Source organism: Streptomyces rhizosphaerihabitans (assembly GCF_025399795.1).
Taxonomy (GTDB): domain Bacteria; phylum Actinomycetota; class Actinomycetes; order Streptomycetales; family Streptomycetaceae; genus Streptomyces; species Streptomyces rhizosphaerihabitans.
In genome coordinates this window covers 213,173-238,355 of sequence record NZ_JAODTZ010000006.1, presented here as the reverse complement: position 1 = coordinate 238,355, position 25,183 = coordinate 213,173, and the positions used below count along the sequence as shown (strand labels likewise).

At 70.1% G+C, this 25,183-nt stretch carries 20 protein-coding genes; 10 read left to right on the top strand and 10 right to left on the bottom strand.

What is annotated here, in order from left to right:
- Nucleotides 1-6 precede the first annotated feature (6 nt).
- Entirely contained in the window at nucleotides 7-1,308 is a 1,302-nt protein-coding gene (locus N4G66_RS08700; protein WP_261703406.1) for an MFS transporter, read from the bottom strand.
- A gap of 60 nt (nucleotides 1,309-1,368) precedes the next feature.
- Entirely contained in the window at nucleotides 1,369-2,415 is a 1,047-nt protein-coding gene (locus N4G66_RS08695; protein WP_261703405.1) for a S66 family peptidase, read from the bottom strand.
- Nucleotides 2,416-2,516: 101 nt separating this feature from the next.
- On the opposite strand from N4G66_RS08695, the gene aroQ reads away from it, so the two are divergent.
- Complete coding sequence (gene aroQ, locus N4G66_RS08690) at nucleotides 2,517-2,990, top strand: type II 3-dehydroquinate dehydratase (protein ID WP_261703404.1); 474 nt, start codon at nucleotides 2,517-2,519, stop codon at nucleotides 2,988-2,990.
- Nucleotides 2,991-3,033: 43 nt separating this feature from the next.
- Here the strand turns inward: aroQ and N4G66_RS08685 are convergent, their stop codons facing one another.
- The 5 genes from N4G66_RS08685 to N4G66_RS08665 form a co-directional block, all read right to left on the bottom strand.
- Complete coding sequence (locus N4G66_RS08685; RefSeq protein WP_315903621.1) at nucleotides 3,034-3,801, bottom strand: amino acid ABC transporter ATP-binding protein; 768 nt, start codon at nucleotides 3,799-3,801, stop codon at nucleotides 3,034-3,036.
- A complete protein-coding gene (locus N4G66_RS08680) occupies nucleotides 3,798-4,709 on the bottom strand; it encodes an amino acid ABC transporter permease (RefSeq protein ID WP_261703403.1) in 912 nt (303 codons plus the stop codon). Before N4G66_RS08680 ends, N4G66_RS08685 begins: the two co-directional genes overlap by 4 nt.
- Nucleotides 4,706-5,590, bottom strand: a complete 885-nt coding sequence (locus N4G66_RS08675) for an ABC transporter substrate-binding protein (RefSeq protein ID WP_261703402.1) — start codon at nucleotides 5,588-5,590, stop codon at nucleotides 4,706-4,708. The genes N4G66_RS08680 and N4G66_RS08675 overlap by 4 nt, the downstream gene beginning before the upstream one ends.
- Before the next feature lie 423 nt (nucleotides 5,591-6,013).
- Nucleotides 6,014-6,670: an MBL fold metallo-hydrolase gene (locus tag N4G66_RS08670; RefSeq protein WP_261703401.1), complete on the bottom strand. Its 657-nt coding sequence runs from the start codon at nucleotides 6,668-6,670 to the stop codon at nucleotides 6,014-6,016.
- A 10-nt stretch (nucleotides 6,671-6,680) separates the two neighbouring features.
- On the bottom strand, nucleotides 6,681-7,370 hold the full coding sequence (locus tag N4G66_RS08665; protein ID WP_261703400.1) for a maleylpyruvate isomerase family mycothiol-dependent enzyme: 690 nt from the start codon (nucleotides 7,368-7,370) through the stop codon (nucleotides 6,681-6,683).
- Between the two features lie 223 nt (nucleotides 7,371-7,593).
- On the opposite strand from N4G66_RS08665, the gene uvrA reads away from it, so the two are divergent.
- On the top strand, nucleotides 7,594-10,629 hold the full coding sequence (gene uvrA / locus N4G66_RS08660; protein ID WP_261703399.1) for an excinuclease ABC subunit UvrA: 3,036 nt from the start codon (nucleotides 7,594-7,596) through the stop codon (nucleotides 10,627-10,629).
- Between the two features lie 139 nt (nucleotides 10,630-10,768).
- Here the strand turns inward: uvrA and N4G66_RS08655 are convergent, their stop codons facing one another.
- Nucleotides 10,769-11,680: a carbohydrate kinase family protein gene (locus N4G66_RS08655; RefSeq protein WP_261703398.1), complete on the bottom strand. Its 912-nt coding sequence runs from the start codon at nucleotides 11,678-11,680 to the stop codon at nucleotides 10,769-10,771.
- Complete coding sequence (locus tag N4G66_RS08650) at nucleotides 11,677-12,744, bottom strand: LacI family DNA-binding transcriptional regulator (RefSeq protein WP_261703397.1); 1,068 nt, start codon at nucleotides 12,742-12,744, stop codon at nucleotides 11,677-11,679. The genes N4G66_RS08655 and N4G66_RS08650 overlap by 4 nt, the downstream gene beginning before the upstream one ends.
- A gap of 365 nt (nucleotides 12,745-13,109) precedes the next feature.
- Here N4G66_RS08650 and N4G66_RS08645 point away from each other — a divergent pair, with 365 nt between their 5' ends.
- Nucleotides 13,110-13,535: a Rieske (2Fe-2S) protein gene (locus N4G66_RS08645; RefSeq protein ID WP_261703396.1), complete on the top strand. Its 426-nt coding sequence runs from the start codon at nucleotides 13,110-13,112 to the stop codon at nucleotides 13,533-13,535.
- Nucleotides 13,536-13,609: 74 nt separating this feature from the next.
- On the opposite strand, the gene N4G66_RS08640 is transcribed toward N4G66_RS08645, so the two are convergent.
- Nucleotides 13,610-14,557, bottom strand: coding sequence for a hypothetical protein (locus N4G66_RS08640; protein ID WP_261703395.1), 948 nt, complete (start codon nucleotides 14,555-14,557; stop codon nucleotides 13,610-13,612).
- 238 nt (nucleotides 14,558-14,795) lie between these two features.
- Between N4G66_RS08640 and N4G66_RS08635 the strand changes: the two genes are divergently transcribed.
- From N4G66_RS08635 to gap, 7 genes are all read left to right on the top strand, one after another.
- A complete protein-coding gene (locus N4G66_RS08635; RefSeq protein ID WP_261703394.1) occupies nucleotides 14,796-15,239 on the top strand; it encodes a hypothetical protein in 444 nt (147 codons plus the stop codon).
- Between the two features lie 217 nt (nucleotides 15,240-15,456).
- On the top strand, nucleotides 15,457-17,646 hold the full coding sequence (gene uvrC, locus N4G66_RS08630; protein ID WP_261703393.1) for an excinuclease ABC subunit UvrC: 2,190 nt from the start codon (nucleotides 15,457-15,459) through the stop codon (nucleotides 17,644-17,646).
- Nucleotides 17,643-18,662 carry an RNase adapter RapZ gene (gene rapZ / locus N4G66_RS08625; protein ID WP_261703392.1) on the top strand — a complete coding sequence of 340 codons (1,020 nt, stop codon included), beginning with the start codon at nucleotides 17,643-17,645 and terminating at the stop codon, nucleotides 18,660-18,662. The genes uvrC and rapZ overlap by 4 nt, the downstream gene beginning before the upstream one ends.
- Nucleotides 18,659-19,729 (top strand): gluconeogenesis factor YvcK family protein, encoded by a 1,071-nt coding sequence (locus N4G66_RS08620; protein ID WP_261703391.1) that lies wholly within the window; start codon nucleotides 18,659-18,661, stop codon nucleotides 19,727-19,729. Before rapZ ends, N4G66_RS08620 begins: the two co-directional genes overlap by 4 nt.
- A complete protein-coding gene (gene whiA / locus N4G66_RS08615; protein ID WP_261703390.1) occupies nucleotides 19,720-20,709 on the top strand; it encodes a DNA-binding protein WhiA in 990 nt (329 codons plus the stop codon). The genes N4G66_RS08620 and whiA overlap by 10 nt, the downstream gene beginning before the upstream one ends.
- A 190-nt stretch (nucleotides 20,710-20,899) precedes the next feature.
- Nucleotides 20,900-23,857, top strand: a complete 2,958-nt coding sequence (locus tag N4G66_RS08610; RefSeq protein WP_261703389.1) for a M14 family metallopeptidase — start codon at nucleotides 20,900-20,902, stop codon at nucleotides 23,855-23,857.
- Nucleotides 23,858-24,047: 190 nt separating this feature from the next.
- Nucleotides 24,048-25,058: a type I glyceraldehyde-3-phosphate dehydrogenase gene (gene gap, locus N4G66_RS08605; protein WP_261703388.1), complete on the top strand. Its 1,011-nt coding sequence runs from the start codon at nucleotides 24,048-24,050 to the stop codon at nucleotides 25,056-25,058.
- Nucleotides 25,059-25,183 lie beyond the last annotated feature (125 nt).

The window sequence follows — 25,183 nt, the reverse complement described above, 5'->3', positions numbered from 1 at the left end:
CAGCAGTCACTCGGCGACGGGTACGACCGTCAGCCGGGGCACCGGCCGGGTCTCCGGCAGCAGTGCGAAGCACCCGAGGCTCAGCAGCGCGATCCCCGTCAGATAGGCGGCCACGCCCCACGGCACGCGCTCCCCGCTCGCCACCGCCGTCGCCACGACCGGGGTGAGCGCGCCCCCGAGAACCCCGCCCAGGTTGTATCCGACGGCCGCGCCCGTGCAGCGCACGCGCGGCTCGTACAGCTCCGGCAGATACGCGGCGATCACCGCGAACATGGTGACGAACGCGATGAGTGCCACCAGGAAGCCGAGGAACATCAGCAGCGGTTCGCCGGTCGACAGCAGCCCGATCATCGGGAACATCCACAGCGAGGCGCCCGCGCACCCCGCCATGCACAGCGGCCGCCGTCCGTAGCGATCTCCCAGCAGGGCCACCAAGGGTGTCAGGGCTCCCTGCACCACCACGGCGGCCATGATGCAGGTCAGCATGACGGTGCGGCTCACGCCGAGCCGTTCGACGCCGTAGGCGAGCGCCCAGGTCGTCACCGCGTAGAACACGGCGTATCCGACGGCGAGTCCGCCGGCCGTCAGCAGGACGAGCCGCCAGTGGTCGCGCACCACCTCGGCGAGCGGCACGCGCGCGTGGTCCCCCATTTCCAGGAACCGCGGGCTCTCCTCGAGCGAACCGCGCAGCCACAGCCCTGCCGCCGCGAGCACACCCGCCGCCCAGAAGGGCACCCGCCACCCCCACTGCGCGAACTGCGCGTCGGACAGCGTCGCCGAGAGCGCCAGCATCACGCCATTGGCCAGCACGAATCCGAGGGACGGACCGATCTGGGGGAAGCTCGACCACAGCCCGCGCCGTTCGGCGGGCGCGTGCTCGACCGTCAGCAGCACGGCACCTCCCCATTCGCCGCCGAGTCCGAGCCCCTGCAGAAAACGCAGCACCAGAAGAAGCACGGGAGCGGCGGCGCCGATGCGGTCGTACGTCGGAAGACAGCCGACGGCGACGGTGGCCGCGCCGGTCAGCAGCAGCGAGGCCAGCAGAACCGGCCGCCGCCCGCGCCGGTCCCCGATGTGCCCGAACAGCACCGAGCCGAGCGGACGGGCGAGGAAACCGACGCCGAACGTCCCGAAGGCCGCCAGTGTCCCCGCCAGGGGCGAGAAGGTCGGGAAGAACAGGGGGCCGAGAACCAGCGCGGCCGCGGTCCCGTAGACGAAGAAGTCGTAGAACTCGATGGCCGTCCCGGCGAGCGAGGCGGCCGCGAGCCGCAGCATGGAGGGTGCCCTTACGGTGCGTACGTCGTGCATGCCGGATCAACTACCCACAGTGACCGCCAGTTACGGGGGCGCGCGGGAGTGCGGTGTGCGTCAGTAGGTGACGGTGATGCGCCGGGCCGGGCCGTCGACGCGGACAGCCCCTCCATAGGGGATGACGATCTGCGGATCGGTGTGACCGAGGTCCACATCGAAGACGACCATCATGTCCGGGGCATATATGTCGATGGCCCGGAGGACTGCTTCGCGCTGATCGTGCGCGTAACGGGCCCTGGCTTCCGGTTCAAGGGGCCGCTCGAACGACCACGTCTTCGGGCGGCCCATGAGGAGTGCCGGGAAGCGGCCCAGCAGGCCGCGCTCGCCCATGCTGCGCAGGATCCGGAAGACGTCGTCCGCGCCGGGCATGTCCTCCGAGGTCTCCAGGAACAGCACGTGACCGTCGTACACGGAAGGATCGCGGGCGATCTCGCGGTCGGCCATCAGCAGCCACGACAGGATCTCGATGTTGCCGCCCCAGGAGCGGCCCTCGGCCACCCGGTCCGGGCGGAGCCAGGTCCAGCCGGTGCCCGGTTCGGTCCGCGGCTCGGCGAGAAGGTTCTCCGGCGCGTCCCAGGGCAGGTCGACATCGCGGAACCGGTCGGCGGGACGCAGTTCGTACGGCCCGGACGTGAACAGGGCGGCCCGCAGCGACTCCGCGGTCAGCGGGTCCATGGCACCCGGCCGGCCGAGCTCGCACATGACCGTCGCGCCGTGATAGCCGACGATCCCGGCGTTCCACAGGTGGACGAGGAGGTTCGTGTTGTCGCTGTACCCGAAGAACGGTTTCGGGTTCGCGCGGATCAACTCGCGGTCCAGCAGCGGCAGCACGGTGATCTGGTCGTCGCCCCCGATGGACGCGACGACCGCCTTGACGGTCGGATCGGCGAACGCGGCGTGGATGTCGTCGGCCCGTTCCCGCGGAGTCGAACCCATCTTCCGGGTCGTCGGGTACTCGACCGGTTCCAGGCCGAACTCCTCCTGCAGCCGCTCCAGGCCCAGTTCGTACGGGAGCGGGAAGAGGCCGGGCAGCCCGCTGGACGGCGAGATCACGGCTACGCGGTCGCCGGGTACGGGCTTGGGAGGGTACGCCGGCGTCGTCATGGCGACAGGGTACGAGCCGTCACCCTTTCGGTGCATCGTGATAAACCGGGTCCGAGCAGCGGTCCTTGACGGGCCGGCAGACCCGAAGGACCGGAGGAACCGTGCCCCGCACCCTCGCCAACGCCCCGATCATGATTCTCAACGGGCCCAACCTGAACCTCCTCGGGCAGCGGCAGCCGGAGATCTACGGCTCCGACACGCTCGCGGACGTCGAGGCGCTGTGCGCCAAGGCGGCGGCAGCGCACGGTGGCACGGTGGACTTCCGGCAGTCCAACCACGAGGGCGAGCTGGTGGACTGGATCCACGAGGCCCGCCAGAACCACGCCGGGATCGTGATCAACCCGGCGGCCTACTCGCACACCTCCGTCGCCATCCTCGATGCGCTCAACACCTGTGACGGACTGCCGGTGGTGGAAGTCCACATCTCCAACATCCACCGGCGCGAGGAGTTCCGGCACCACTCGTATGTGTCGCTGCGTGCCGACGGGGTCATCGCGGGCTGTGGCGTGCAGGGCTACGCGTTCGCGGTGGAGCGGGTGGCTGCGCTCGCGGGGACGGGGCGCGCGGACACCTGACCGTCGTGGGGAGGCGTCCGCCCGAGGCCGCGGACGCCTGAGGTCAGAGGCGCCCTGCCGCCACGATCCGCTTGAGGAAGCGTCGCGTGCGCTCCTGCTGCGGGTCGCCGAAGACCTGCTCGGCCGTGCCGCGCTCAAGGATCACGCCGCCGTCCAGGAAGCAGACCTGGTCCGCGACCTCGCGGGCGAAGCCCATCTCGTGCGTGGCCAGGACCATGGTCATGCCGTCCTCTTTCACGTCACGGACGACGTTGAGGACCTCGCCTACGAGTTCGGGGTCCAGGGCGGCGGTGATCTCGTCCAGGAGGAGCAGCTTGGGGCGTACGGCCAAGGCGCGGACGATCGCGGCCCGTTGCTGCTGGCCACCGCTCAACCGGTCCGGATACTCGTCCGCCTTGGCGCCGAGCCCGAGCCGTTCGAGCAGTTCACGCGCGTGTTCCTCGGCCTCCGCGCGGCTCACGCCGTGCACCCGCCGCGGGGCGAGGGTGATGTTCTCCAGCACGGTCATGTGCGGAAAGAGGTTGTACGCCTGGAAGACGACGCCGATCCGCCGGCGCACCGCGTCCTGATCGGCCCGCGGGTCGGTGATCTCCTCGCCGTCCAGCCAGATCGCGCCGTCGTCGATCTCCTCCAGGAGGTTGGCGCAGCGCAGCAGCGTGGACTTGCCGGACCCGGAGGCGCCGATCAGCGCGGTCACTGTGTGCGGGGCGACCTCCAGATCGACGTCCCGCAGCACGACCGAGTCGCCGAAGGTCTTGCGGACGGACTCCATCCGCAACATCGGACCGCCGGGGACGGGGGTCTTGCTCATGCGGTGCCTCCCTGGCTGCGGCGCCGGTCCGTACGGGCGGTGACCCAGTCGGTGAAGCGCGTCATGGGGATGGTCAGGGCCACGAAGAGCAGCGCCGCGACGATGTACGCCGTGTAGTTGAGGCTGCGGCCCACGATGATGTCCGCGGAGCGCATCGCCTCCACCGCGCCGCCGATGGAGACGAGGCTGGTGTCCTTCTGCAGGGACACCATGTCGTTGAGGAGCGGGGGCACCTGACGGCGGACGGCTTGCGGCAGCACCACATGGCGCAGGGTCTGTCGCGTGGTGAGGCCCAGCGAACGTGCCGCGGCCCGTTGTGAGGGATGGACGGATTCGATGCCGGCGCGGACGACTTCGGCTACGTACGCCGAGTAGGTCAGCACCAGGCCCGTGCCGCCGAGCAGGACGGGGTCGTTGGTGACGCCCTGCAACTGGAGCGCCGGAACGCCGAACACGACGATCGACAGACAGATGATCAGCGGCAGACCGCGGAAGAAGTCCGTGTACGCCGTGGCGAGGGCGCGCACCGGCCAGTACATCGGGCCCCGCAGGGTGCGCGCCACGGCTATCAGCGTGCCGAGCACCAGCACCACGACACCGCACACGACGAACAACCGGAGGTTCAGCCAGAGGCCTTCGAGGACCTTCGGGAAGGCCTCACGCGCGAACGACGCGTCGAAGAACGTCTCCTTCGTGCGCGGCCAGCCCGGCGCGTCGACGACGACGAGGTACAGCACCACGGCCGTGACGAGCGTGGAGAGCGCGGCGACGGCCGCCGAACGGCGGGCGCGGGCGCGCCGATGGCGCTCGCGCTCGATCCTCCGCAGCGAGGGGACGTACGCTCCGCCCTCGCCGGGCATGTCGCCCTCGGCGGTGTCCTCTCCCGACTCCTCCTTCATCTCGGTCACTTGAGCACCGGGGCGTCGACGGCCTCGGACAGCCACTCCTTCTCGATCTTCGCGAGCGTGCCGTCCGCGCGCAGGGCGTCCACGGCCTTCGTCACGCAGGAGGTCAGCGCGCTGCCCTTGTCGAGGACGAGCCCGAACTGCTCGGGCGTACCACCCTGGTTCTCGAACTGTCCGACGATCCTCGCGTCGGTCACCTCGGCGGCCGTGATGTAGAAGGCGGTCGGCAGATCGGTGACGATGGCGTCCACCTGGCCGTTCTTCAGCGCCGACTTGGCCTGGTCGTTCTTCGCGTACGCGGCGGGCTGCCGGGCCGGCTTCACCACGTCGTCGATGTAGTTCAGGCTGGTGGTGCCGACCTGGGCGCCCAGCTTCAGGCCCTTGAGGTCCGCGAGGCTCTTCGCCTTCGCGGCCTTGGAGCCCTCCAGCGCGATGACGGCCTGGCGCACGTCGTAGTAGCCGGACGAGAAGTCCACGGCCTTCTTGCGCTCGGCGCTGATCGACACCTGGTTGATGTCGAAGTCGAAGGTCTTCGCACCGGGCGCGAAGGCCTTGTTGAAGGGAATGCTCTGCCAGACGACATCACCCTCGGCGTAGCCGAGCTGCCGCGCCACGGAGTACGCCACCGCCGACTCGAAGCCCTTGCCGTTGGCGGGCTTGTCGTCCTTGAACCACGGCTCGTACGCGGGCTCGTCGGTCGCGATGGTGAGCTTGCCCGAGGTCTGCGTGCTCAACGAGCCCTTGGCGCAGGTCTCGGCGGTGCTTCCGGACGGCTTGCCGGACGCCTTCTCCTCCGGCTGCGGGGCACAACCCACGGCGAGGGCGAGCAGGGCGACAGTGCCGGCGGACGCGGCACGACGCAGGGCGTGTTGGGCGAGATGCATGGCGGGAGAGTGACAGCGAACCATGCTCTTTGTCCAGGTCACGGCGGTAATTGTCCGCATGGTGGGAACGTGTGTTGCAGTCCTGTGAACACCCTGGACGCGAAGGGTCCAGGCACGCGACTCGGACTCATCAGCCGCGGACAGGGGGAGGGGTTCCGCCGGAGCTGCGGAGTTGCGAACTGCCAGGGCCGCCAACGCTGTCGGGGCCGTCGGCCGAGGGCGGGGATCGACAGGCCGGCGGCCCCCCTGCCGCCCGGAACCGTCATCCTGGGCGGGACCGGTTCCAGTGGACTGCACCAGTACCGGATCGGGGGGAGCGCGTGCGTCCCCCGGCGTGTGCAGTTGGTTCACACCGGGTGCGAGTTCTTGCCGCGCGCCGGGCGTACGCGAGGGGTCACGCCCGCGCGCTGCCCGGCGCCAATTTCACCACCCTCGCGCGTGCCACTCCGGCAGATGCGGGCGCTCGGCGCCCAGCGTCGTGTCGTCGCCGTGGCCGGGGTAGACCCATGTCTCGTCCGGCAGCACGTCGAAGATCCTCGTCTCGACGTCGTGGATGAGGCTGGCGAAGGCCTCCGGGTCCTTGCGCGTGTTGCCCACCCCGCCGGGGAAGAGGCAGTCGCCCGTGAACACGTGAGGGTGACCGTGCGGGTCGTCGTAGACGAGGGCGATCGATCCCGGTGTGTGCCCGACCAGATGGCGCGCGGTGAGCTCCACGTTCCCCACCTTGACCGTGTCGCCGTCCTGGAGTGGGACGTCGGTCGGTACCGGGATGCCGGGGGCGTCGTCCCGGCCCGCGTAGGTGCGCGCGCCCGTCGCGGCCACGACCTCGGCGAGCGCCTGCCAGTGGTCACCGTGCTGATGCGTGGTCACGACGGACGCGATGCCGTCGTCACCGATCAGGGTGAGCAGCGTCGAGGCGTCGTTCGCCGCGTCGATCAGGAGCTGTTCGTCGGTGGCCCGGCAGCGCAGCAGATACGCGTTGTTGTTCATCGGACCGACCGCGACCTTGGAGATCATCAGGTTCTGCAGTTCGTGCACGTCGGCAGGGCCGCCGACCGTCACCGCTCCGCTGTACGTCATGACGGCCAGCCTATAGCGGCGGGAGGGCCGGAAGCGGGCCGCCGCGAACCGCCAGACCGGTGCCGTCGCGGCGGCCGCAGAGCCAGCCGAGCAGATCGGCGGCCGAGCCCCGGACCGCGACCGGTCCGCCCTCGGCGCCCCCGCCGGTGGTCCACACCTGGCCGCCACCGGCGTCGAGCCCGGTGGAGGGCACGTCCTTGTGGCCGCCGAACCGCTCCGCGAGGAAGTCGATCTCCCGGGTGACGAACTCCTCCGGCAGATCCTCGAGCTCGTATCCGATCCCCAGATCCACGTGGTGCAGGTCGACCTCGACCCACCGCCGGAACGGCACCCGCGCCGCGGAGTCCGTGACCCCGTTGCGCAGCTCGACCGTGCGGGACCAGTCCGCGGGGGCGGCTCCCGTCTCCCCGAAACGGGCCGCGCTCTCGCGCAGGTCCGCCAGCTGTACGTCCAGGGGGCGCGGCGCGTCGCGCTCGATGTCGGCGTCCCGGGTGCTCGCGGAGGCGTACATGGGACGCCCCTCCAGAACGTTCGCCAGAGCGTCCGCGTTGCGGGCCAGGTGAGCGAGCACATGCCCACGGCTCCAGCCGGGAAGCCGTGACGGCTCGGCCACGGCGGCGTTGTCCAGTTCGGCGGCTGCGGTGAGCAGCCGATCGGTCGCGTCACGTACAGACGCCAGGTCGCGCACATGATCAATCATGAGGTCGACCCTAGCTCCGCCACACGTTCGGGTGAAGGTGGTCCACCACCCCCGCAAATCGAATACGCGTGCTATACGCTCGGCGGTGGCGTCGGGCATGCTGGATGGCCCGGGATTGTTGTGAACCGTGGAAAGCAACCGGCGCTGTCAGTGGCTCCCCCTAGTCTGAGAAGACGGGGGCCTGCGGCCCCTGTCACTTCTCTCAAGAAAGGTGCGGACCGGCGTGGCCGACCGTCTCATCGTCCGTGGAGCGCGCGAGCACAACCTGAAGAATGTCTCGCTCGACCTCCCGCGCGACTCGCTCATCGTCTTCACGGGCCTGTCGGGGTCGGGCAAGTCCTCCCTCGCCTTCGACACGATCTTCGCCGAGGGCCAGCGGCGCTACGTGGAGTCCCTGTCCTCGTACGCCCGGCAGTTCCTCGGCCAGATGGACAAGCCGGACGTGGACTTCATCGAAGGTCTCTCCCCGGCCGTGTCCATCGACCAGAAGTCGACCTCGCGCAACCCGCGCTCGACGGTCGGCACCATCACCGAGGTATACGACTACCTCCGGCTGCTCTTCGCGCGCATCGGCAAGCCGCACTGTCCCGAGTGCCGCCGGCCCATCTCCCGACAGTCGCCGCAGGCCATCGTCGACAAGGTCCTGGAGCTGTCGGAGGGGAGCCGCTTCCAGGTCCTGTCGCCGCTGGTGCGCGAGCGCAAGGGTGAGTTCGTCGACCTCTTCGCCGATCTCCAGACCAAGGGGTACAGCCGTGCCCGGGTCGACGGCGAGACGATCCAGCTCACCGAGCCGCCGACGCTGAAGAAGCAGGAGAAGCACACCATCGAGGTGGTCATCGACCGCCTCACGGTGAAGGACTCCGCCAAGCGCCGCCTCACCGACTCCGTGGAGACCGCCCTCGGCCTCTCCGGCGGCATGGTCGTGCTCGACTTCGTCGACCTCCCCGAGGACGACCCCGAGCGCGAGCGCATGTACTCGGAGCACCTGTACTGCCCGTACGACGACCTCTCCTTCGAGGAGCTGGAGCCCCGCTCCTTCTCCTTCAACTCGCCCTTCGGCGCCTGCCCCGAGTGCACCGGTATCGGCACGCGCATGGAGGTCGACCCCGAGCTGATCGTCCCGGACGAGGAGAAGTCCCTCGACGAGGGCGCCATCCACGCGTGGTCGCACGGGCACACCAAGGACTACTTCGGCCGGCTGATCAGCGCCCTCGCGGACGCGTTGGGCTTCCGGACCGACATCCCCTTCGCCGGTCTGCCGCAGCGCGCCAAGAAGGCCCTGCTCTACGGCCACAAGACGCAGATCGAGGTCCGCTACCGCAACCGGTACGGACGCGAGCGCGTGTACACCACGCCCTTCGAAGGAGCCGTCCCCTTCGTCAAGAGGCGGCACGGCGAGTCCGAGAGCGACGCCAGCCGTGAGCGCTTCGAGGGCTACATGCGCGAGGTGCCCTGCCCCACCTGTCAGGGCACGCGCCTCAAGCCGCTCGTCCTCGCGGTCACCGTCATGGAGAAGTCGATCGCCGAGGTCGCCGCCATGTCCATCAGCGACTGCGCGGACTTCCTGGGGGCGATGAAGCTCAACGCGCGCGACAAGAAGATCGCCGAGCGCGTCCTGAAGGAGGTCAACGAACGCCTGCGCTTCCTGGTCGACGTCGGCCTCGACTACCTGTCGCTGAACCGCGCGGCCGGCACCCTGTCCGGCGGCGAGGCCCAGCGCATCCGCCTGGCCACGCAGATCGGCTCCGGACTCGTCGGCGTCCTGTACGTCCTCGACGAGCCCTCCATCGGGCTGCACCAGCGTGACAACCACCGGCTGATCGAGACCCTGGTCCGACTCCGTGACATGGGCAACACGCTCATCGTCGTCGAGCACGACGAGGACACCATCAAGGTCGCCGACTGGGTCGTGGACATCGGCCCCGGCGCGGGCGAGCACGGCGGCAAGGTCGTGCACAGCGGACCCTTGAAGGAACTCCTCGACAACGCCGAGTCGATCACCGGCCAGTACCTGTCGCGCAAGAGGCAGATCCCGACCCCGGACATCCGCCGCCCCGCCGACCCCGGCCGCAGGCTCACGGTGCACGGCGCCCGCGAGAACAACCTCCAGGACATCGACGTGTCCTTCCCGCTGGGCGTCCTCACGGCCGTCACCGGTGTGTCGGGCTCCGGCAAGTCGACGCTGGTCAACGACATCCTGTACACGCACCTGGCCCGTGAGCTGAACGGCGCGAGGAACGTACCGGGGCGGCACACCCGCGTGGACGGCGACGACCTCGTCGACAAGGTCGTGCACGTCGACCAGTCGCCCATCGGCCGTACGCCCCGCTCCAACCCGGCGACGTACACCGGAGTCTTCGACCATGTCCGCAGGCTGTTCGCCGAGACCACCGAGGCGAAGGTGCGGGGCTATCTGCCGGGCCGCTTCTCCTTCAACGTCAAGGGCGGCCGCTGCGAGAACTGCTCCGGCGACGGCACCATCAAGATCGAGATGAACTTCCTGCCGGACGTGTACGTCCCCTGCGAGGTCTGCCACGGGGCGCGCTACAACCGGGAGACCCTGGAGGTCCACTACAAGGGCAAGTCCATCTCCGAGGTCCTGGACATGCCGATCGAGGAGGCGCTCGGCTTCTTCGAGGCGGTGCCGGCGATCGCCCGCCACCTCAGGACGCTCAACGACGTCGGCCTCGGCTACGTCAGGCTCGGCCAGTCCGCGCCGACGCTGTCCGGCGGTGAGGCGCAGCGGGTCAAGCTCGCCAGCGAGCTCCAGAAGCGCTCCACCGGCCGCACCGTGTACGTACTCGACGAGCCGACCACCGGTCTGCACTTCGAGGACATCAGCAAGCTCATCACGGTGCTGTCCGGTCTGGTCGACAAGGGCAACACGGTCATCGTCATCGAGCACAACCTCGATGTCATCAAGACCGCGGACTGGGTCATCGACATGGGCCCCGAGGGGGGCAACGGCGGCGGTCTCGTGATTGCCGAGGGCACGCCCGAAGAGGTCGCCGGTGTCCCCGCCAGCCACACCGGCAAGTTCCTGCGGGAGATCCTCGGCGCCGACCGGATCAGCGACGCCGTTCCCGTGAAGGCCCCTCGCAGGACCGCGGCCAAGAAGACGGTCGCGGCCGGGACGACGGCGAAGAAGACGACCACGAAGACCGTCAACAGCACGGCCACCAAGAAGGCGGCCGTGGCGAAGAAGACCGCCACGAAGGCGACCCCCGTGAAGAAGACCACGCGGGCTCGCAAGGCCTGAACCGGCCGTACCGAAGCGCCGGTCCGGCAACTCACCACCACACGGCACCCCGCGGGAACTCCCCGCGGGGTGCCGTGTGGTGTGAAGTCGGCCGCCCGCCATCACGGTTCGAGGACGGCGGGTGACGGCCGGGGCGTTCCTACAGGTCGCCGAGTTCGCGGGCGTACGGTGGCTCGGCTCCGGCGCGGGAGCAGGTGATGGCCGCCGCGCGGGCCGCGAAGCGCAGGAGTTCGGTCCAGCCCTGGGGGTCCAGCTCCGCAAGTGCGGCCGGGGACAGGGCATTTTGGGCGGCCAGGCCGTGCAGCAGGGCCGCGTTCACGGTGTCGCCGGCGCCGATGGTGTCCACGACGTCGACGGGTTCGCCGGGCACGGAATGGACCGAACCGTCCCGGGTGAACGCGGTGAGACCGTCGCCGCCCTGGGTGATCACCACGGCAGCGGGGCCGGCGGCCAGCCACTCGCGCGGTGTGCCGTCGAGCCACCGGGCGTCCTCCTCGGACAGCTTGAGCAGGGACACCGACGGCAGCCAGCTCCTGAACCGGGCGCGGTAGGCGTCCGGGTCGGGGATCAGGCCGGCGCGGATGTTCGGGTCGAGGGCCGTGAACACGCCCTGCGCGGCGGCGGTCCGCATCAGCTCCTCGTACGCGCTCGCGCCCGGTTCCAGAACGAGTGAACAGGTACCGAAGGACACCGCCCGCGCCGCGTCGGGGAGTCGGTCCGGGGCCGCGAAGAGGCGGTCCGCCGTGCCCTCGACGTAGAAGGAGTACGCGGCCGAGCCGTCCGCGCCGATCGTGGCGACGGCCAGGGCCGTCGGTTCGCCGCCGCGCTGCACGGACGACACGTCGACGCCCGCGTCGCCCAGTCCGGCCAGGAGGGCCTCGCCGAACGCGTCGCGTGAGACGCGGGAGCAGAAGGCGGTGGGGGAGCCGAGGCGGCCGAGTGCCACCGCCGTGTTGTAGGGCCCGCCGCCGAGACGAGGCAGCAGGCCCGCCAGCGCGCCCGCGTCCTGCGGCACCAGATCGATCAGGGCCTCACCGGCGACGACGATCACGACTCGGGTCCTTTCCTCGGTGTCCCAAGGGTTTCGGGGTGTACGGCGCTCTCGGGGCAGCCGCACGAGGTGCGGTGGACGAAGGCGGAGGGAAGCCGGACGGTGCGGCTCTCCAGGTGCGGCGACGCCAGCCGTTCCAGGAGCAGCCGGACGGCCGTGGCACCGAGCTCCTTGCTGGGCTGGGCGATCACGGTGAGCCGGGGCGTGAACAGGTCCGCCCAGGAGAAGTCGTCGAAGCAGCAGAGCGCGATGTCGTCGGGCACGGACAGACCCCGTTCGCGCAGGGCCCGCAGCACCCCGATGGTCATGGCGTTGTTGGCGGTGACGAGCGCGCCGGGCGGCGCCCCGAGGGACAACAGCCGGTGGGTGGCCTCCTCGGCCGTCTCCGTGCGGGAGTGGCCGTGCGCCACGAGCCGTTCGTCGTAGGGGAGTCCGGCGTGCGCGAGGCCGTGCCGGTAGCCGGTGATCCGCTCGGCCGTGGTGCTGAGTCCGGGCAGTCCCGCGACCAGTCCGATACGCCGGTGTCCTCGCTCGGCGAGGTGCGCGACCAGGCTCGCCATGGGGCCGGTGCTCTCGGCGCAGACCTGGTCGTGGCGGAAACCGCTCCCGGCGGGAGGGTCCACGAGCCGGTCCAGGAAGACGGTGGGTACGCCGTGCTGCCCGAGGTGGCGCAGGAGGGCGTCCGGGGTCGCCGACGGCGCGATGATCATTCCGTCCACCCGTCGTTCGTGCAGCAGTTGGACGACTTTGCGCTCGTGCTCGGGGTCGTCGTGCGGATCGGCGAGCAGCAGGCCGTAGCCGTGTTCCAGGGCTCCGGCCTCGACGCCCTGGAGGATCTCCGTGAAGTACGGGTTGCTGATCGCCGACACCGCGAGCCCGATGGACCGCGTACGTGAGGTGACGAGCGAACGGGCGAGGGTGTTGGGCGTGTAGCCCAGTTCGTCGATCGCGTCGAGAACGGCCTGGCGTGTCCCGGGCAGGACCGGACGGGTGTTGTTGAGGACGTGCGAGACGGTCGCGATGGACACGCCCGCCCGCCGGGCCACATCGACCATCGTCGCCATGGCGCTCCCCTCCCCTGGAACCGTGGTGCCCGCCCGTGAGCAAAATCTGGGCGCTCGCCCGAGAACAAAACGGGGTGCCGGCCCGCGAACGGAACCTGGGCGCTGGTCCGTGAACAAAACATGGGTGCCGGCCCGCGAACGGAACCCGGTCGTCCGAGGGCGAACGTACCCCAGTCGGCGCTTGACGTAAACGCTTACGCATGCGTTTACGTCAGGCGTTTACGGGTCTCCTCGCGTCGGCCCGCCCCGCATCGGGCGGAACGATCTGTGCCGGTATCGTCGGTGCGCGACACCCTTTGCCGTGTTCGGCCCCCTCGTCGCGCTCGGCGGAGCGTCCGCCAGCACCCTCGACCAGTGGAGATGCCATGTCCGGCCGTCCGTCCGCGAGCCGTCGTACCGTCCTGCGGGGAGCGGCGCTCACCCCGGTCGCCGGACTCGGCCTCGCCGCGTGTTCCGGTGGCAGTGGCGGCGGAACCCCCGCGACACCGACCGCTCCCGTCGTGCTGGGCGCGGACAGCGAGGTCGCCAAGGGTGGTGCTCAGCTGTACCAGGACCAGAACGTCGTGGTCAGCCGTGCCGAGAACGGTTCGCTCAAGGCGTTCAGCTCGATCTGCACCCATGCCGGGTGCGCCATCAACAAGCTGGAGGGCACGACGCTCGTGTGCCCGTGTCACGGCAGCGAGTTCGAGGCCTCGACGGGCAAGGTGCTGCGGGCACCGGCCACCGTGCCGCTCCACGAGCTGTCCGTCGAGGAGAGGAACGGGAAGATCGTCGCCGGGCCGGGTGCCTGAGCTCAGGTGCGGGCCGGGTGCGTCAAGTCCGAGTGCGGGCCGGACCGGCCCGGGGACCGCACCCGTGCGTGCGGTCACTCCCAGTCCCATCCGATCCCCACGATCCCCGACCGCACACGCGGCTCGACCAGATGCACCGAGCGGTGGTGGCCGCTCAGCGTCAGTTCCTGGCGGCCACTGCGCGGCGCGGCCGCCGAGTGCTGGGTGAAGCGGTGGCAGCGCACGGGCAGCGCGTTCTCGGTGAAGTGCACCTGGAGCGCGTACTGTCCGCCCGCGAAGCCGAACCCGCGGACGTACTCGCTCGACGCCCCGGCGGTGCCGTCCTCGAACGCATAGCGGAAGAGGAACGTATCGCCTGCCCGCAGTCGGGTGTCGAAGAGCAGTTCGGCGACGAGCACGCCGGTGTCGCGGTGCCAGCGCACCCGGCCCGTACGGCAGTTCTCCAGAGCCCGGACCGCCGTCCGCTCCGGTGCGCACCCGGGGTCGCCGTGGTGGATGGCCACATAGCGGTCCACGCCGTCCTTGTGGGCGCGCACTATGTGGTGCGATTCGCGGCCCAGCAGTTCACGATGGGCGCCGATGCGGACCTGTTCGTGATGGCCGATCGTGTGCAGTCCGCCGTCGAGCGGGGACTCCAGTTCGGCCAGCAGCCTTTCCAGGACACCGGAGGCCTCCACCAGGGAGCGGTAGGAACGCCCCGTGGGGCGCTCCGGATCCGAGCGCTCCTCGGCCTCGGCCAGCAGCCTGATCAGGGACTCGTCGGGCAGCTGGAGTATCTCCTCCAGGGCGCGGACGGCCCGCAGCGACTCGGGGCGTTGGGGGCGCCGGGCGCCTTGCTGCCAGTAACTCAGGCTCGTCACCCCGACCTTGACGCCGTACCGCGACAGATGGTGCTGGACGCGTTGCAGCGGCAGCCCGCGGGCGGTGATCGCGGCGCGCAGAGCGACATGGAAGGGGCCGCCCCGCAGGGCCGTTTCCAGTTCCGCCGTGGCGACGTCCGCGTGCTGTGTGCCGTGCGGCATGCAGGGGCCTTTCTGTGGATGTTCACTACGGCTGGTCAGGCCGTTCGAGCGGTTCGTCGGCGCTGCCCGCTGGGCACGCGGGGGCTGTTCACAGGCGGGTTTCGCCGTTCACGCCCCGAGTTCCCCCGCATTGAAGCGTGTTGACCAAGTCCCGACAACACCTGATGCTCAACATGGCTCACCGCAGCCCCCCGGACGCGCTCCTTCCCTCCTCGACCCCCACTCGGGAGCAAACACGATGCGCCACAGACGACGATTCGTCGCCCTCGCCGCGGTTCTGGCCGCCCTGGGCGCCATCCCGGCGACCGCGGCGGTCGGGCGCGCGGCCGCCCACTTGGGCACGTCCGTGCACGCGGGCGGACTTCCGGGGTCCGCGTTCACGCGCCTCGGCGCCGCTGCGGGACACGACGGGCTCCGGATGGCCGGACACGACGCACTCCGGGTGGCCGGACCCGGCGTACCGCGGGTGGCCGGGTCCGGCGCAACCCGGGTGGAGCGCGGAGAGCACGGGGACGGCCGGGGCCCTGGCGGGGACAGAGGACCCAGGCGCGGAGGTGCCCGTACCGGTGGTGCGGATCCGGTCGACCCCTTCGTCGTGGTGGCCTCGGCGACGGCCGGGGTGGGCGCCCTCGTCGCGCTCGTCCTGAGCGTCTCGCGGGCCCTGCGCCGACGCCGCGGCTGACCCTGCGAGGGAACCGTCGAGAAGCCGGGCCGGAGCGTTCCGGGCGGAGTCCGCCTCCCGGCGGGCCGTGACGATCACCGTCGTGCGGCCGGGACGATCGCCGCCTTCACCACCGGCCGATGTTCCCGAAGCCGCACCGGCGTGGTCCCTTGCGTTCTGTCCACAGGCGGGCCGGGAGCCGACCGCACTGTCGGCCCGCGCCAGTAGGGTGTGTGACATGGCCGACCCCTCCAGCTACCGCCCCAAGCCGGGACAGATCCCGGACTCCCCCGGGGTGTACAAATTCCGCGACGAGCACCGCCGGGTGATCTACGTCGGAAAGGCGAAGAGCCTGCGCCAGCGCCTGGCGAGCTACTTCCAGGACCTGGCGAATCTCCACCCGCGCACCCGCACCATGGTCACCACGGCCGCGTCGGTGGAGTGGACGGTCGTGTCCACGGAGGTCGAGGCCCTTCAGCTGGAGTACTCCTGGATCAAGGAGTACGACCCCCGGTTCAACGTCAAGTACCGCGACGACAAGAGTTACCCCTACCTCGCCGTGACGATGAACGAGGAGTTCCCGCGCGTGCAGGTGATGCGCGGCCACAAGAAGAAGGGCGTGCGTTACTTCGGTCCCTACGGCCACGCGTGGGCCATCCGCGACACCGTCGACCTGCTGCTGCGCGTCTTCCCGGTCCGCACCTGCTCCGCCGGTGTCTTCAAGAACGCTTCCCGCACCGGCCGGCCCTGCCTCCTCGGTTACATCGGCAAGTGCTCCGCGCCCTGCGTCGGCCGGGTCTCGCCCGAGGAGCACCGCGACCTGGCCGAGGAGTTCTGCGACTTCATGGCGGGGCGTACGGGGACGTACATCCGCCGGCAGGAACAGCAGATGATGGACGCGGCCGAGGAGATGGAGTACGAGCGCGCGGCCCGGCTGCGTGACGACATCGAGGCCCTGAAGAAGGCCATGGAGAAGAGCGCGGTCGTCCTCGCCGACGCGACCGACGCCGACCTCATGGCCGTCGCCGAGGACGAGCTGGAAGCCGCGGTACAGATCTTCCATGTGCGCGGCGGACGCGTGCGCGGTCAGCGGGGCTGGATCACGGACAAGGTGGAGGCGGTCACCACGGGTGACCTCGTCGAGCACGCGCTCCAGCAGCTCTACGGCGAGGAGACGGGCGACTCCGTCCCCAAGGAAGTGCTGGTCCCGGCGCTGCCCGAGCCGGTGGAGCCCGTTCAGGAGTGGCTCACTGCGCGCCGCGGATCGAACGTGTCGCTCCGCATCCCGCAGCGCGGTGACAAGAAGGCGCTCATGGAGACCGTGCAGCGCAACGCGCTCCAGGCGCTCGCCCTTCACAAGACCAGGCGCGCCTCCGACCTGACCACGCGCTCGCGGGCCCTGGAGGAGATCGCCGAGGCGCTCGACCTGGACAGCGCGCCGCTGCGGATCGAGTGCTACGACATCTCGCACCTCCAGGGCGACGACGTGGTGGCCTCGATGGTCGTCTTCGAGGACGGGCTCCAGCGCAAGGGCGAGTACCGGCGCTTCCAGATCAAGGGCTTCGCCGGCCAGGACGACGTCCGCTCCATGCACGAGGTGATCACCCGACGCTTCAAGCGCTATCTCGTCGAGAAGGAGAAGACGGGGGAGTGGACGGACGGCGAGGACACCGCCGCGGAGGCCTCGGAGACCGCTGTTCCCAGGATCCCGCTCGCCGAGACCCCCGCCTCCGGGACCCCGCGTCCAGGGGTCCCTCACCCCGAGACCACTCTCCCCGGGACCACTCTCCCCGAGAGCCCCCTCTCGGTGAGTGCCTTCTCCGAGGACGACGGCCGACCCAAGCGCTTCGCCTACCCCCCGCAGCTCGTCGTCGTCGACGGTGGCCGGCCGCAGGTCGCCGCCGCCCAGCGGGCCCTCGACGAGCTGGGCATCGACGACATCGCCGTATGCGGACTCGCCAAGCGCCTGGAGGAGGTGTGGCTGCCGGACGAGGACGACCCGGTGGTCCTGCCGCGCACCAGCGAGGGCCTGTATCTGCTCCAGCGGGTCAGGGACGAGGCCCACCGTTTCGCGATCACCTACCAGCGCGCCAAGCGGGCCAAGCGCTTCAGGGCGGGCCCCCTGGACGACGTGCCGGGCCTGGGCGAGTCGCGCAAGCAGGCACTGATCAAACACTTCGGTTCCGTGAAGAAGCTCCGGTCCGCGACGATCGACCAGATCTGCGAGGTTCCCGGTATAGGACGAAAGACGGCGGAGACCATCGCCGTGGCCCTCGCCGAGGCGGCTCCGGCCGTACCTGCCGTGAACACGGCGACCGGAGAGATCATGGAAGACGACGAACACGCGGCGCCCGAAACGACGGCGGGCCCCGCGGAGGAGCCCGTGACCGCGGGCGCCTCGGACGAGCGACGGGGGCAGGAGACATGACCGAGAACGACGCGCGTGAAGAGGAACGTCCGGCGCAGGGCCAGGACGAACACACGGAAACAAGCGAAGACCGCACGGAGCGGGAAGCACCACGGGAAGACGGAGAACAGGTGGGTACGGGCATCGAGACGGCAGGAACGGGAGTTCCGGACGCCGTCATTCCCGAGCTGGTGATCATCTCCGGTATGTCCGGAGCCGGCCGGTCCACGGCCGCCAAGTGTCTGGAGGACCTCGGCTGGTTCGTCGTCGACAACCTGCCGCCCGCCCTGATCCCCACCATGGTGGAACTCGGCGCCCGCTCCCAGGGCAATGTGGCACGGATCGCGGTCGTCGTCGACGTACGCGGCCGGCGGTTCTTCGACAACCTCCGCGAATCCCTCGCCGACCTGGAGTCCAAGGGCGTCACCCGGCGGATCGTCTTCCTGGAGTCCTCCGACGAGGCCCTGGTGCGCCGCTTCGAGTCCGTGCGCCGACCGCATCCCCTCCAGGGCGACGGCCGCATCGTGGACGGGATCGACGCCGAGCGCGAGCTGCTGCGCGAGCTGCGCGGCGACGCCGACCTGGTCATCGACACCTCCAGCCTGAACGTGCACGAGCTGCGCGCCAAGATGGACGCCCAGTTCGCGGGCGATGAGGAGCCCGAGCTGCGGGCCACCGTCATGTCCTTCGGCTTCAAGTACGGCCTCCCGGTCGACGCCGACCTGGTCGTGGACATGCGCTTCCTGCCCAACCCGCACTGGGTCCCCGAGCTGCGCCCCTTCACCGGCCTGAACGAAGAGGTCTCGGCGTACGTCTTCAACCAGCCCGGCGCCAAGGAGTTCCTCGACCGCTACGCCGAGCTGCTCCAGCTCATCGCCGCCGGATACCGGCGCGAGGGCAAGCGTTATGTGACCATCGCGGTCGGCTGTACGGGCGGCAAGCACCGCTCGGTGGCGACCGCCGAGAAGCTTGCTGCCCGCCTCGCCTCCCAGGGCGTGGAGACCGTGCTCGTGCATCGGGACATGGGGCGCGAGTGACCGGACGTACTGCCCTGCGGCTGAGCCGGCTGCGCCGGGAGATCCCCGGCGACCGCGCCAACCAGCCGGTCGTGGCGCGCGGCGCCAAGCCGCGCCGCCGCGGCTCCCAGCCCAAGGTCGTCGCCCTCGGCGGCGGCAGGGGGCTGTCCGCCTCGCTCGCCGCGCTGCGCCGGATCACCGGCGACCTCACCGCCGTCGTCACCGTGGCCGACGACGGCGGCTCCAGCGGCCGCCTGCGCGACGAGCTGGGTGTCCTCCCGCCCGGTGATCTGCGCAAGGCGCTGGCGGCGCTGTGCGGCGACGACGCCTGGGGCCAGACCTGGGCCCGCGTGATCCAGCACCGCTTCCAGTCCAAGGGCGATCTGCACGAACACGCGGTCGGCAATCTGCTGATCGTCGCCCTGTGGGAGCAGCTCGGCGACCATGTCCAGGCTCTCGACCTGGTCGGCAGGCTGCTGGGCGCGCACGGCCGGGTGCTGCCCATGTCCGCCGTGCCCCTGGAGCTCCAGGCCCTGGTCAAGGGGCACGACCCCGACCGGCCCGACGAGGTCGAGACGGTCCGGGGCCAGGCGAATGTGGCGCTCACGCCCGGCGAGGTCCAGTCCGTGCACGTCGTACCGCACGATCCGCCGGCCGTGCCCGAGGCCGTGGCCGCGGTCCTCGACGCGGACTGGGTGGTGCTCGGCCCCGGCTCCTGGTTCTCGTCGGTGATCCCGCATCTTCTGGTGCCCGAACTCCTGGACGCCCTCAGCCGGACGAGGGCGCGCCGGGTACTCTCCCTGAACCTCGCCCCGCAGCCCGGAGAAACCGAAGGCTTCTCCCCGCAGCGTCATTTGGAGGTTTTGGGACGACACGCCCCTAAACTCGCCCTGGACGTGGTGCTGGCCGACGAGGCCGCCGTGCCCGACCGCGACTCTCTCGCCGACGCCGCCCAGCGGTTCGGTGCCGCGGTCGAGCTGGCGCCGGTGGCCCGGACCGACGGATCTCCGCGGCACGACCCGGAGCTGTTGGCCGCCGCGTACGACCGTATTTTTCGGATGCATGGAAGGATCGGCCCATGGCGATGACGGCAGCGGTGAAGGATGAGATTTCCCGGCTCCCCGTCACCCGGACCTGCTGCAGGAAGGCGGAGGTCTCCGCGATTCTGCGGTTCGCCGGCGGCCTTCACCTGGTGAGCGGCCGGATCGTGATCGAGGCGGAGCTGGACACCGCCATGGCGGCGCGCCGCCTGAAGCGGGACGTTCTGGAGATTTTCGGCCACAGTTCCGAACTGATCGTGATGGCGCCCGGCGGGCTGCGCCGCGGCTCGCGCTACGTGGTCCGCGTCGTCGCGGGCGGTGATCAGCTGGCCCGCCAGACCGGGCTCGTGGACGGGCGGGGCCGCCCGATCCGGGGGCTGCCGCCGCAGGTGGTCTCGGGGGCCACCTGCGACGCCGAGGCGGCCTGGCGAGGGGCCTTCCTGGCTCATGGCTCGCTCACCGAGCCCGGCCGTTCCTCGTCTCTCGAGGTGACCTGCCCGGGACCGGAGGCCGCGCTCGCGCTGGTCGGCGCCGCCCGCCGGCTGTCGATCGCGGCGAAGGCCCGTGAGGTGCGCGGAGTGGACCGGGTGGTCGTTCGCGACGGCGACGCGATCGGCGCGCTGCTGACCCGTCTCGGCGCGCACGAGTCGGTGCTGGCCTGGGAGGAGCGGCGGATGCGCCGCGAGGTCCGCGCCACGGCGAACCGGCTCGCCAACTTCGACGACGCCAATCTGCGCCGCTCGGCGCGCGCCGCCGTCGCCGCCGGGGCCCGCGTCCAGCGCGCCCTGGAGATCCTCGCGGACGAGGTGCCCGAGCATCTCGCCGCCGCCGGACGGCTGCGCATGGAGCACAAGCAGGCCTCCCTGGAGGAGCTGGGCGCCCTCGCCGACCCGCCGCTGACCAAGGACGCCGTCGCGGGCCGTATCCGCCGGCTGCTGGCGATGGCCGACAAGCGGGCGCAGGACCTCGGGATCCCCGGGACGGAGTCGTGTCTGTCCGAGGAGATGGCGGACAACCTCGCGGGCTGACCTGGACCCGCGGGGCGACGTGAAAAACGTGCGGGATTACCTGACAGAAGCTCAATATGCCGGTGCCGACGCCCACTTGGGACGTCGGCATCGGTGTTCGTCCGCCCGCGAGGCGCCCTTGACTTGACCTTGAAGTGTCATGAGCCTGGCATCTGTTCGCTGCTGTGGCGGACCAGTGCAAGGGGGGCTCATGAGACGAAGAGCGAGCGCGATCCTCGCTACCGGCGCGCTCCTGCTGGGCGGTGCGGCCGTGGCGCCGATCGCCCAGGCGCAGAATGACAGTTCACCCAAGCCCGACGCGAACGCCGTGAAGGTGTTCCGCGCCGAGGTCACGAAGCAGCAGGTACCCCTGCTGCTCGCGGCCGGCCAGGACGGTCACGAGCTCGGCGACACGACCTGGAAGAACGGCAGGAGCACGGTCGAGGTCTACGTCACCGACCAGCAGGCCAGGAAGCTGGAGAAGCAGGGCGTCGACCTCACCGAGCACACGCTCTCCGCCAAGGCGGAGGACCGGGTCGAGGATGCAGCCCAGGGAGTGTTCCGCCCGTACAGCGGGAAGGGAAACCTCCAGGAGGAGATCATCAGGACGGGTCAGGCCAACCCCGGCCTGACCAAGGTCGTCTCCATCGGCAAGACCCTGAACGGCCAGGACATCCTCGCGCTCAAACTGACCAAGGGCGCGAAGAAGACCAGGGACGGCGCCAAGCCGTCGGTGCTGTACATGTCCAACCAGCACGCGCGCGAGTGGATCACGCCCGAGATGACGCGGCGGCTGATGCACTACTACCTGGACAACTACGCCACGGACAAACGCATCAAGAAGATCGTCGACTCCACCGAGCTGTGGTTCGTCCTGTCGGCCAACCCCGACGGCTACGACTACACGTTCAAGGACGCCGACGCCCGCCAGTGGCGCAAGAACCTGCGGGACGTGAACGGCGACGGCGTCATCTCCACCGGTGACGGCGTCGACCTCAACCGCAACTTCGCCTACAAGTGGGGCTACGACGACGAGGGTTCGTCCCCCAACCCCACCAGTGAGACCTACCGCGGCGCGAGCCCCGGCTCCGAGCCCGAGACCAGGGCGCTGGACGCCTTCGAGAAGCGCGTCGGCTTCACGTACGGAATCAACTACCACTCCGCCGCCGAACTCCTGCTGTACGGAGTGGGCTGGCAGGTGGCGACACCCACCCCTGACGACGTGCTCTACAAGGCGCTGGCGGGAACCCCCGAGAACTCCGCGATCCCGGGCTACCACCCGCAGGTCTCCTCGGAGCTGTACACCACCAACGGCGAGGCGGACGGCCACGCGGGCAACGTCAACGGCATGGCGATGTTCACCCCTGAGATGTCGACCTGCCAGACGGCGTCCGGCCTCGATCCGAACGACGCCTGGAACGCGGCGGACTGCGCCTCCGTCTTCACCTTCCCGGACGACGAGAAGCTGATCGAGCAGGAGTTCGAGAAGAACGTCCCGTTCGCGCTCTCCGTCGCCGAGACCGCGGCCCACCCCGACCAGCCGTCCTCCTCGGTCGGCCTCGACGCCCCCGACTTCACCCCCGCCGCCTTCGCCACGTCGTACTCCCGGGGCGCCGACCAGGAAGTCTCCGTCGTCGTCCGCAAGTCCGTACGCGACAAGGAACTCAAGTACCGCGTCAACGGCGGCCGTACGCTCGACATGGCGCTCAGGCCCTGGCGGGGCGGCGAGACCTACGGCGGCACGGACAACCTCTACTTCGACGAGTACCGCGCCAAGGTCAAGGACGGCGACCCGGGCGACAAGGTCGAGGTCTGGTTCACCGGCGAGACCAGGAGCGGAAAGCCCACCTCCAGCACGCACTTCACGTACACCGTGGCCCAGCGGCCCCGGGCCGACGTGCTCGTGGTCGCCGAGGAGGGCGCGACCGCCACACAGGCGCAGACCTACGTCGACGCGCTGAAGGCCGACGGCAGGAAGGCCCTCGTCTGGGACGTCGCCACCCAGGGCGCGCCGGACGCGCTCGGCGTCCTCGGTCACTTCGGGACCGTCGTCCACTACACCGGCGCCCTGCGGCCCGGCAACGCCACCCAGCTCCAGCTGCGGGCGTTCCTCAACGAGGGCGGCAAGCTGGTCGAGGCGGGCGAACTGGCCGGCGGCAGCGTCGACCTCGGCGGCGGCACCCTCTCGAACGACTTCAGCCAGTACTACCTGGGCGCCTACTCCCGTACGTCCACTCCCGGCGCGAGCGGTTTCACCGGCTCGGGCGAGCTCGCCGGCGCCACGGGAACGCTCGGCGCCGCCCCGGGCAACCCGCTGAACGCGGCGGGCACCTACGGCGTCACCTCGGACTCGCTCACCGCGGCGCAGTACCCCCAGTTCTCCTCCAGCGCGGGAGCGGGCCAGTTCAGCGGGACCGTCAACCCGTACGGGCCGTACGCGGGCTCGTACATGGCCGCCGCGGTCCACACCGACGACGCCTACAAGCGCCTCACCCGCACCATCGACCTCACCGGGGTCGCCGCCGCCGACAAGCCGACACTCCGTTCCCAGATCCTGTGGGACACCGAGCCCGGCTACGACCACGCGATCGTCGAGGTCCACACCACCGGGGCCGACGACTGGACCACGCTTCCCGAGGCGGGCGGGGCCACCTCGGCCACGGTCCCGACCGAGTGCGAGGCCGGCTTCCTCGCCCGGGAACACCCGTGGATCAAGCACTACCTGACCGTCGGCGCGGCAGGCTGCACCGCCACGGGTACCAGCGGTGCGTGGAACAGCTTCACCGGCGCCTCCAGCGGCTGGCAGCAGGTCGGCTTCGACCTGAGCGCGTACGCCGGCAAGTCGATCGAGGTCTCGTTCAGTTACATCACGGACCCGAGCTCGGGCGGCCACGGCCTCCTCGTCGACGACGCCTCCCTCGTGGTCGGCGGCACCGCCACCGAGACGGAGGGCTTCGAGTCCTCCCTCGGTCCCTGGAGCGTCGCCGGCCCGCCCGCGGGCAGCCCGGCCGTCCTGCGGGACTGGGCGCGCACCGGAGAACTGTTCAAGACGTATGGAGCGGTCACCACGGACGACTCCGTACTGCTGGGCTTCGGCCTGGAACACGTCAGTTCGGCGGCCGACCGCGCGGCTCTGATCGGGAAGGCGCTCTCGGCACTGAACAGCTGACTGTGCGTGACAATCGCATGAACAGCGCGGGCGATCCGTACCCTACTGACGGGTACGGATCGCCCTGCCGTGTATGGCCCTACTCGATGTCACTCCGGGGGCTCCAGAGAGGTAGGGTCGGACTCGGTCGGGGACATCCCATACAACTCGCCGACATCTGAGTCGGCGTACCTAACGAGGAGATCGGTTCGTGACGATCCGCGTAGGCATCAACGGCTTTGGCCGCATCGGTCGTAACTACTTCCGCGCGCTGCTGGAGCAGGGTGCTGACATCGAGATCGTGGCTGTCAACGACCTGGGTGACACCGCGACCACCGCCCACCTGCTCAAGTACGACACCATCCTGGGCCGCCTCAAGGCCGAGGTGTCGCACACCGCCGACACGATCACCGTCGACGGGCACACGATCAAGGTCCTTTCCGAGCGCAACCCCGCCGACATCCCGTGGGGCGAGCTGGGCGTCGACATCGTCATCGAGTCGACCGGCATCTTCACGAAGAAGGCCGACGCCGAGAAGCACATCGCCGGCGGCGCCAAGAAGGTCCTCATCTCGGCTCCGGCCAAGGACGAGGACATCACCATCGTGATGGGCGTCAACCAGGACCAGTACGACCCGGCGAACCACAACATCATCTCCAACGCCTCCTGCACCACCAACTGTGTGGCGCCGATGGCCAAGGTTCTCGACGAGAACTTCGGCATCGTCAAGGGCCTGATGACGACGGTTCACGCGTACACGAACGACCAGCGCATCCTGGACTTCCCGCACTCGGACCTGCGCCGCGCCCGCGCCGCCGCCGAGAACATCATCCCGACCACGACCGGTGCCGCCAAGGCCACCGCCCTGGTCCTCCCGCAGCTCAAGGGCAAGCTGGACGGCATCGCCATGCGCGTCCCGGTCCCGACCGGTTCGGCCACCGACCTGGTCGTGACGCTGCAGCGTGAGGTCACCAAGGACGAGGTCAACGCCGCGTTCAAGAAGGCCTCCGAGGACGGCGACCTCAAGGGCTTCCTGACGTACACCGAGGACCAGATCGTCTCCTCGGACATCGTCGGCGACCCGGCCTCCTGCACCTTCGACTCCTCCCTGACCATGGTCCAGGAGGGCAACACGGTGAAGATCCTCGGCTGGTACGACAACGAGTGGGGTTACTCCAACCGCCTCGTCGACCTCACGGTCTTCGTCGGCGGCCAGCTCTAACTCCCAGAGCAGGCACCTCGATGTGAGCCAGGGCTCGGGCAGCGCGACGCCGCGCTGTCCGGGCCCTGCGCTACGTAGTGATCGATCAGCCCTCTCGGATCTGAAGAGCCTTCCCTAGGAGTCCC

Bases quoted from the DNA above. Each gene is read 5' to 3' on its own strand.
- N4G66_RS08700 (WP_261703406.1), bottom strand. From the start codon at position 1,308: ATGCACGACGTACGCACCGTAAGGGCACCCTCCATGCTGCGGCTCGCG.
- N4G66_RS08695 (WP_261703405.1), bottom strand. From the start codon at position 2,415: ATGACGACGCCGGCGTACCCTCCCAAGCCCGTACCCGGCGACCGCGTA.
- N4G66_RS08685 (WP_315903621.1), bottom strand. From the start codon at position 3,801: ATGAGCAAGACCCCCGTCCCCGGCGGTCCGATGTTGCGGATGGAGTCC.
- N4G66_RS08675 (WP_261703402.1), bottom strand. From the start codon at position 5,590: ATGCATCTCGCCCAACACGCCCTGCGTCGTGCCGCGTCCGCCGGCACT.
- N4G66_RS08670 (WP_261703401.1), bottom strand. From the start codon at position 6,670: ATGACGTACAGCGGAGCGGTGACGGTCGGCGGCCCTGCCGACGTGCAC.
- N4G66_RS08665 (WP_261703400.1), bottom strand. From the start codon at position 7,370: ATGATTGATCATGTGCGCGACCTGGCGTCTGTACGTGACGCGACCGAT.
- N4G66_RS08650 (WP_261703397.1), bottom strand. From the start codon at position 12,744: ATGGCGACGATGGTCGATGTGGCCCGGCGGGCGGGCGTGTCCATCGCG.
- N4G66_RS08645 (WP_261703396.1), top strand. From the start codon at position 13,110: ATGTCCGGCCGTCCGTCCGCGAGCCGTCGTACCGTCCTGCGGGGAGCG.
- N4G66_RS08640 (WP_261703395.1), bottom strand. From the start codon at position 14,557: ATGCCGCACGGCACACAGCACGCGGACGTCGCCACGGCGGAACTGGAA.
- N4G66_RS08635 (WP_261703394.1), top strand. From the start codon at position 14,796: ATGCGCCACAGACGACGATTCGTCGCCCTCGCCGCGGTTCTGGCCGCC.
- uvrC (WP_261703393.1), top strand. From the start codon at position 15,457: ATGGCCGACCCCTCCAGCTACCGCCCCAAGCCGGGACAGATCCCGGAC.
- rapZ (WP_261703392.1), top strand. From the start codon at position 17,643: ATGACCGAGAACGACGCGCGTGAAGAGGAACGTCCGGCGCAGGGCCAG.
- whiA (WP_261703390.1), top strand. From the start codon at position 19,720: ATGGCGATGACGGCAGCGGTGAAGGATGAGATTTCCCGGCTCCCCGTC.
- N4G66_RS08610 (WP_261703389.1), top strand. From the start codon at position 20,900: ATGAGACGAAGAGCGAGCGCGATCCTCGCTACCGGCGCGCTCCTGCTG.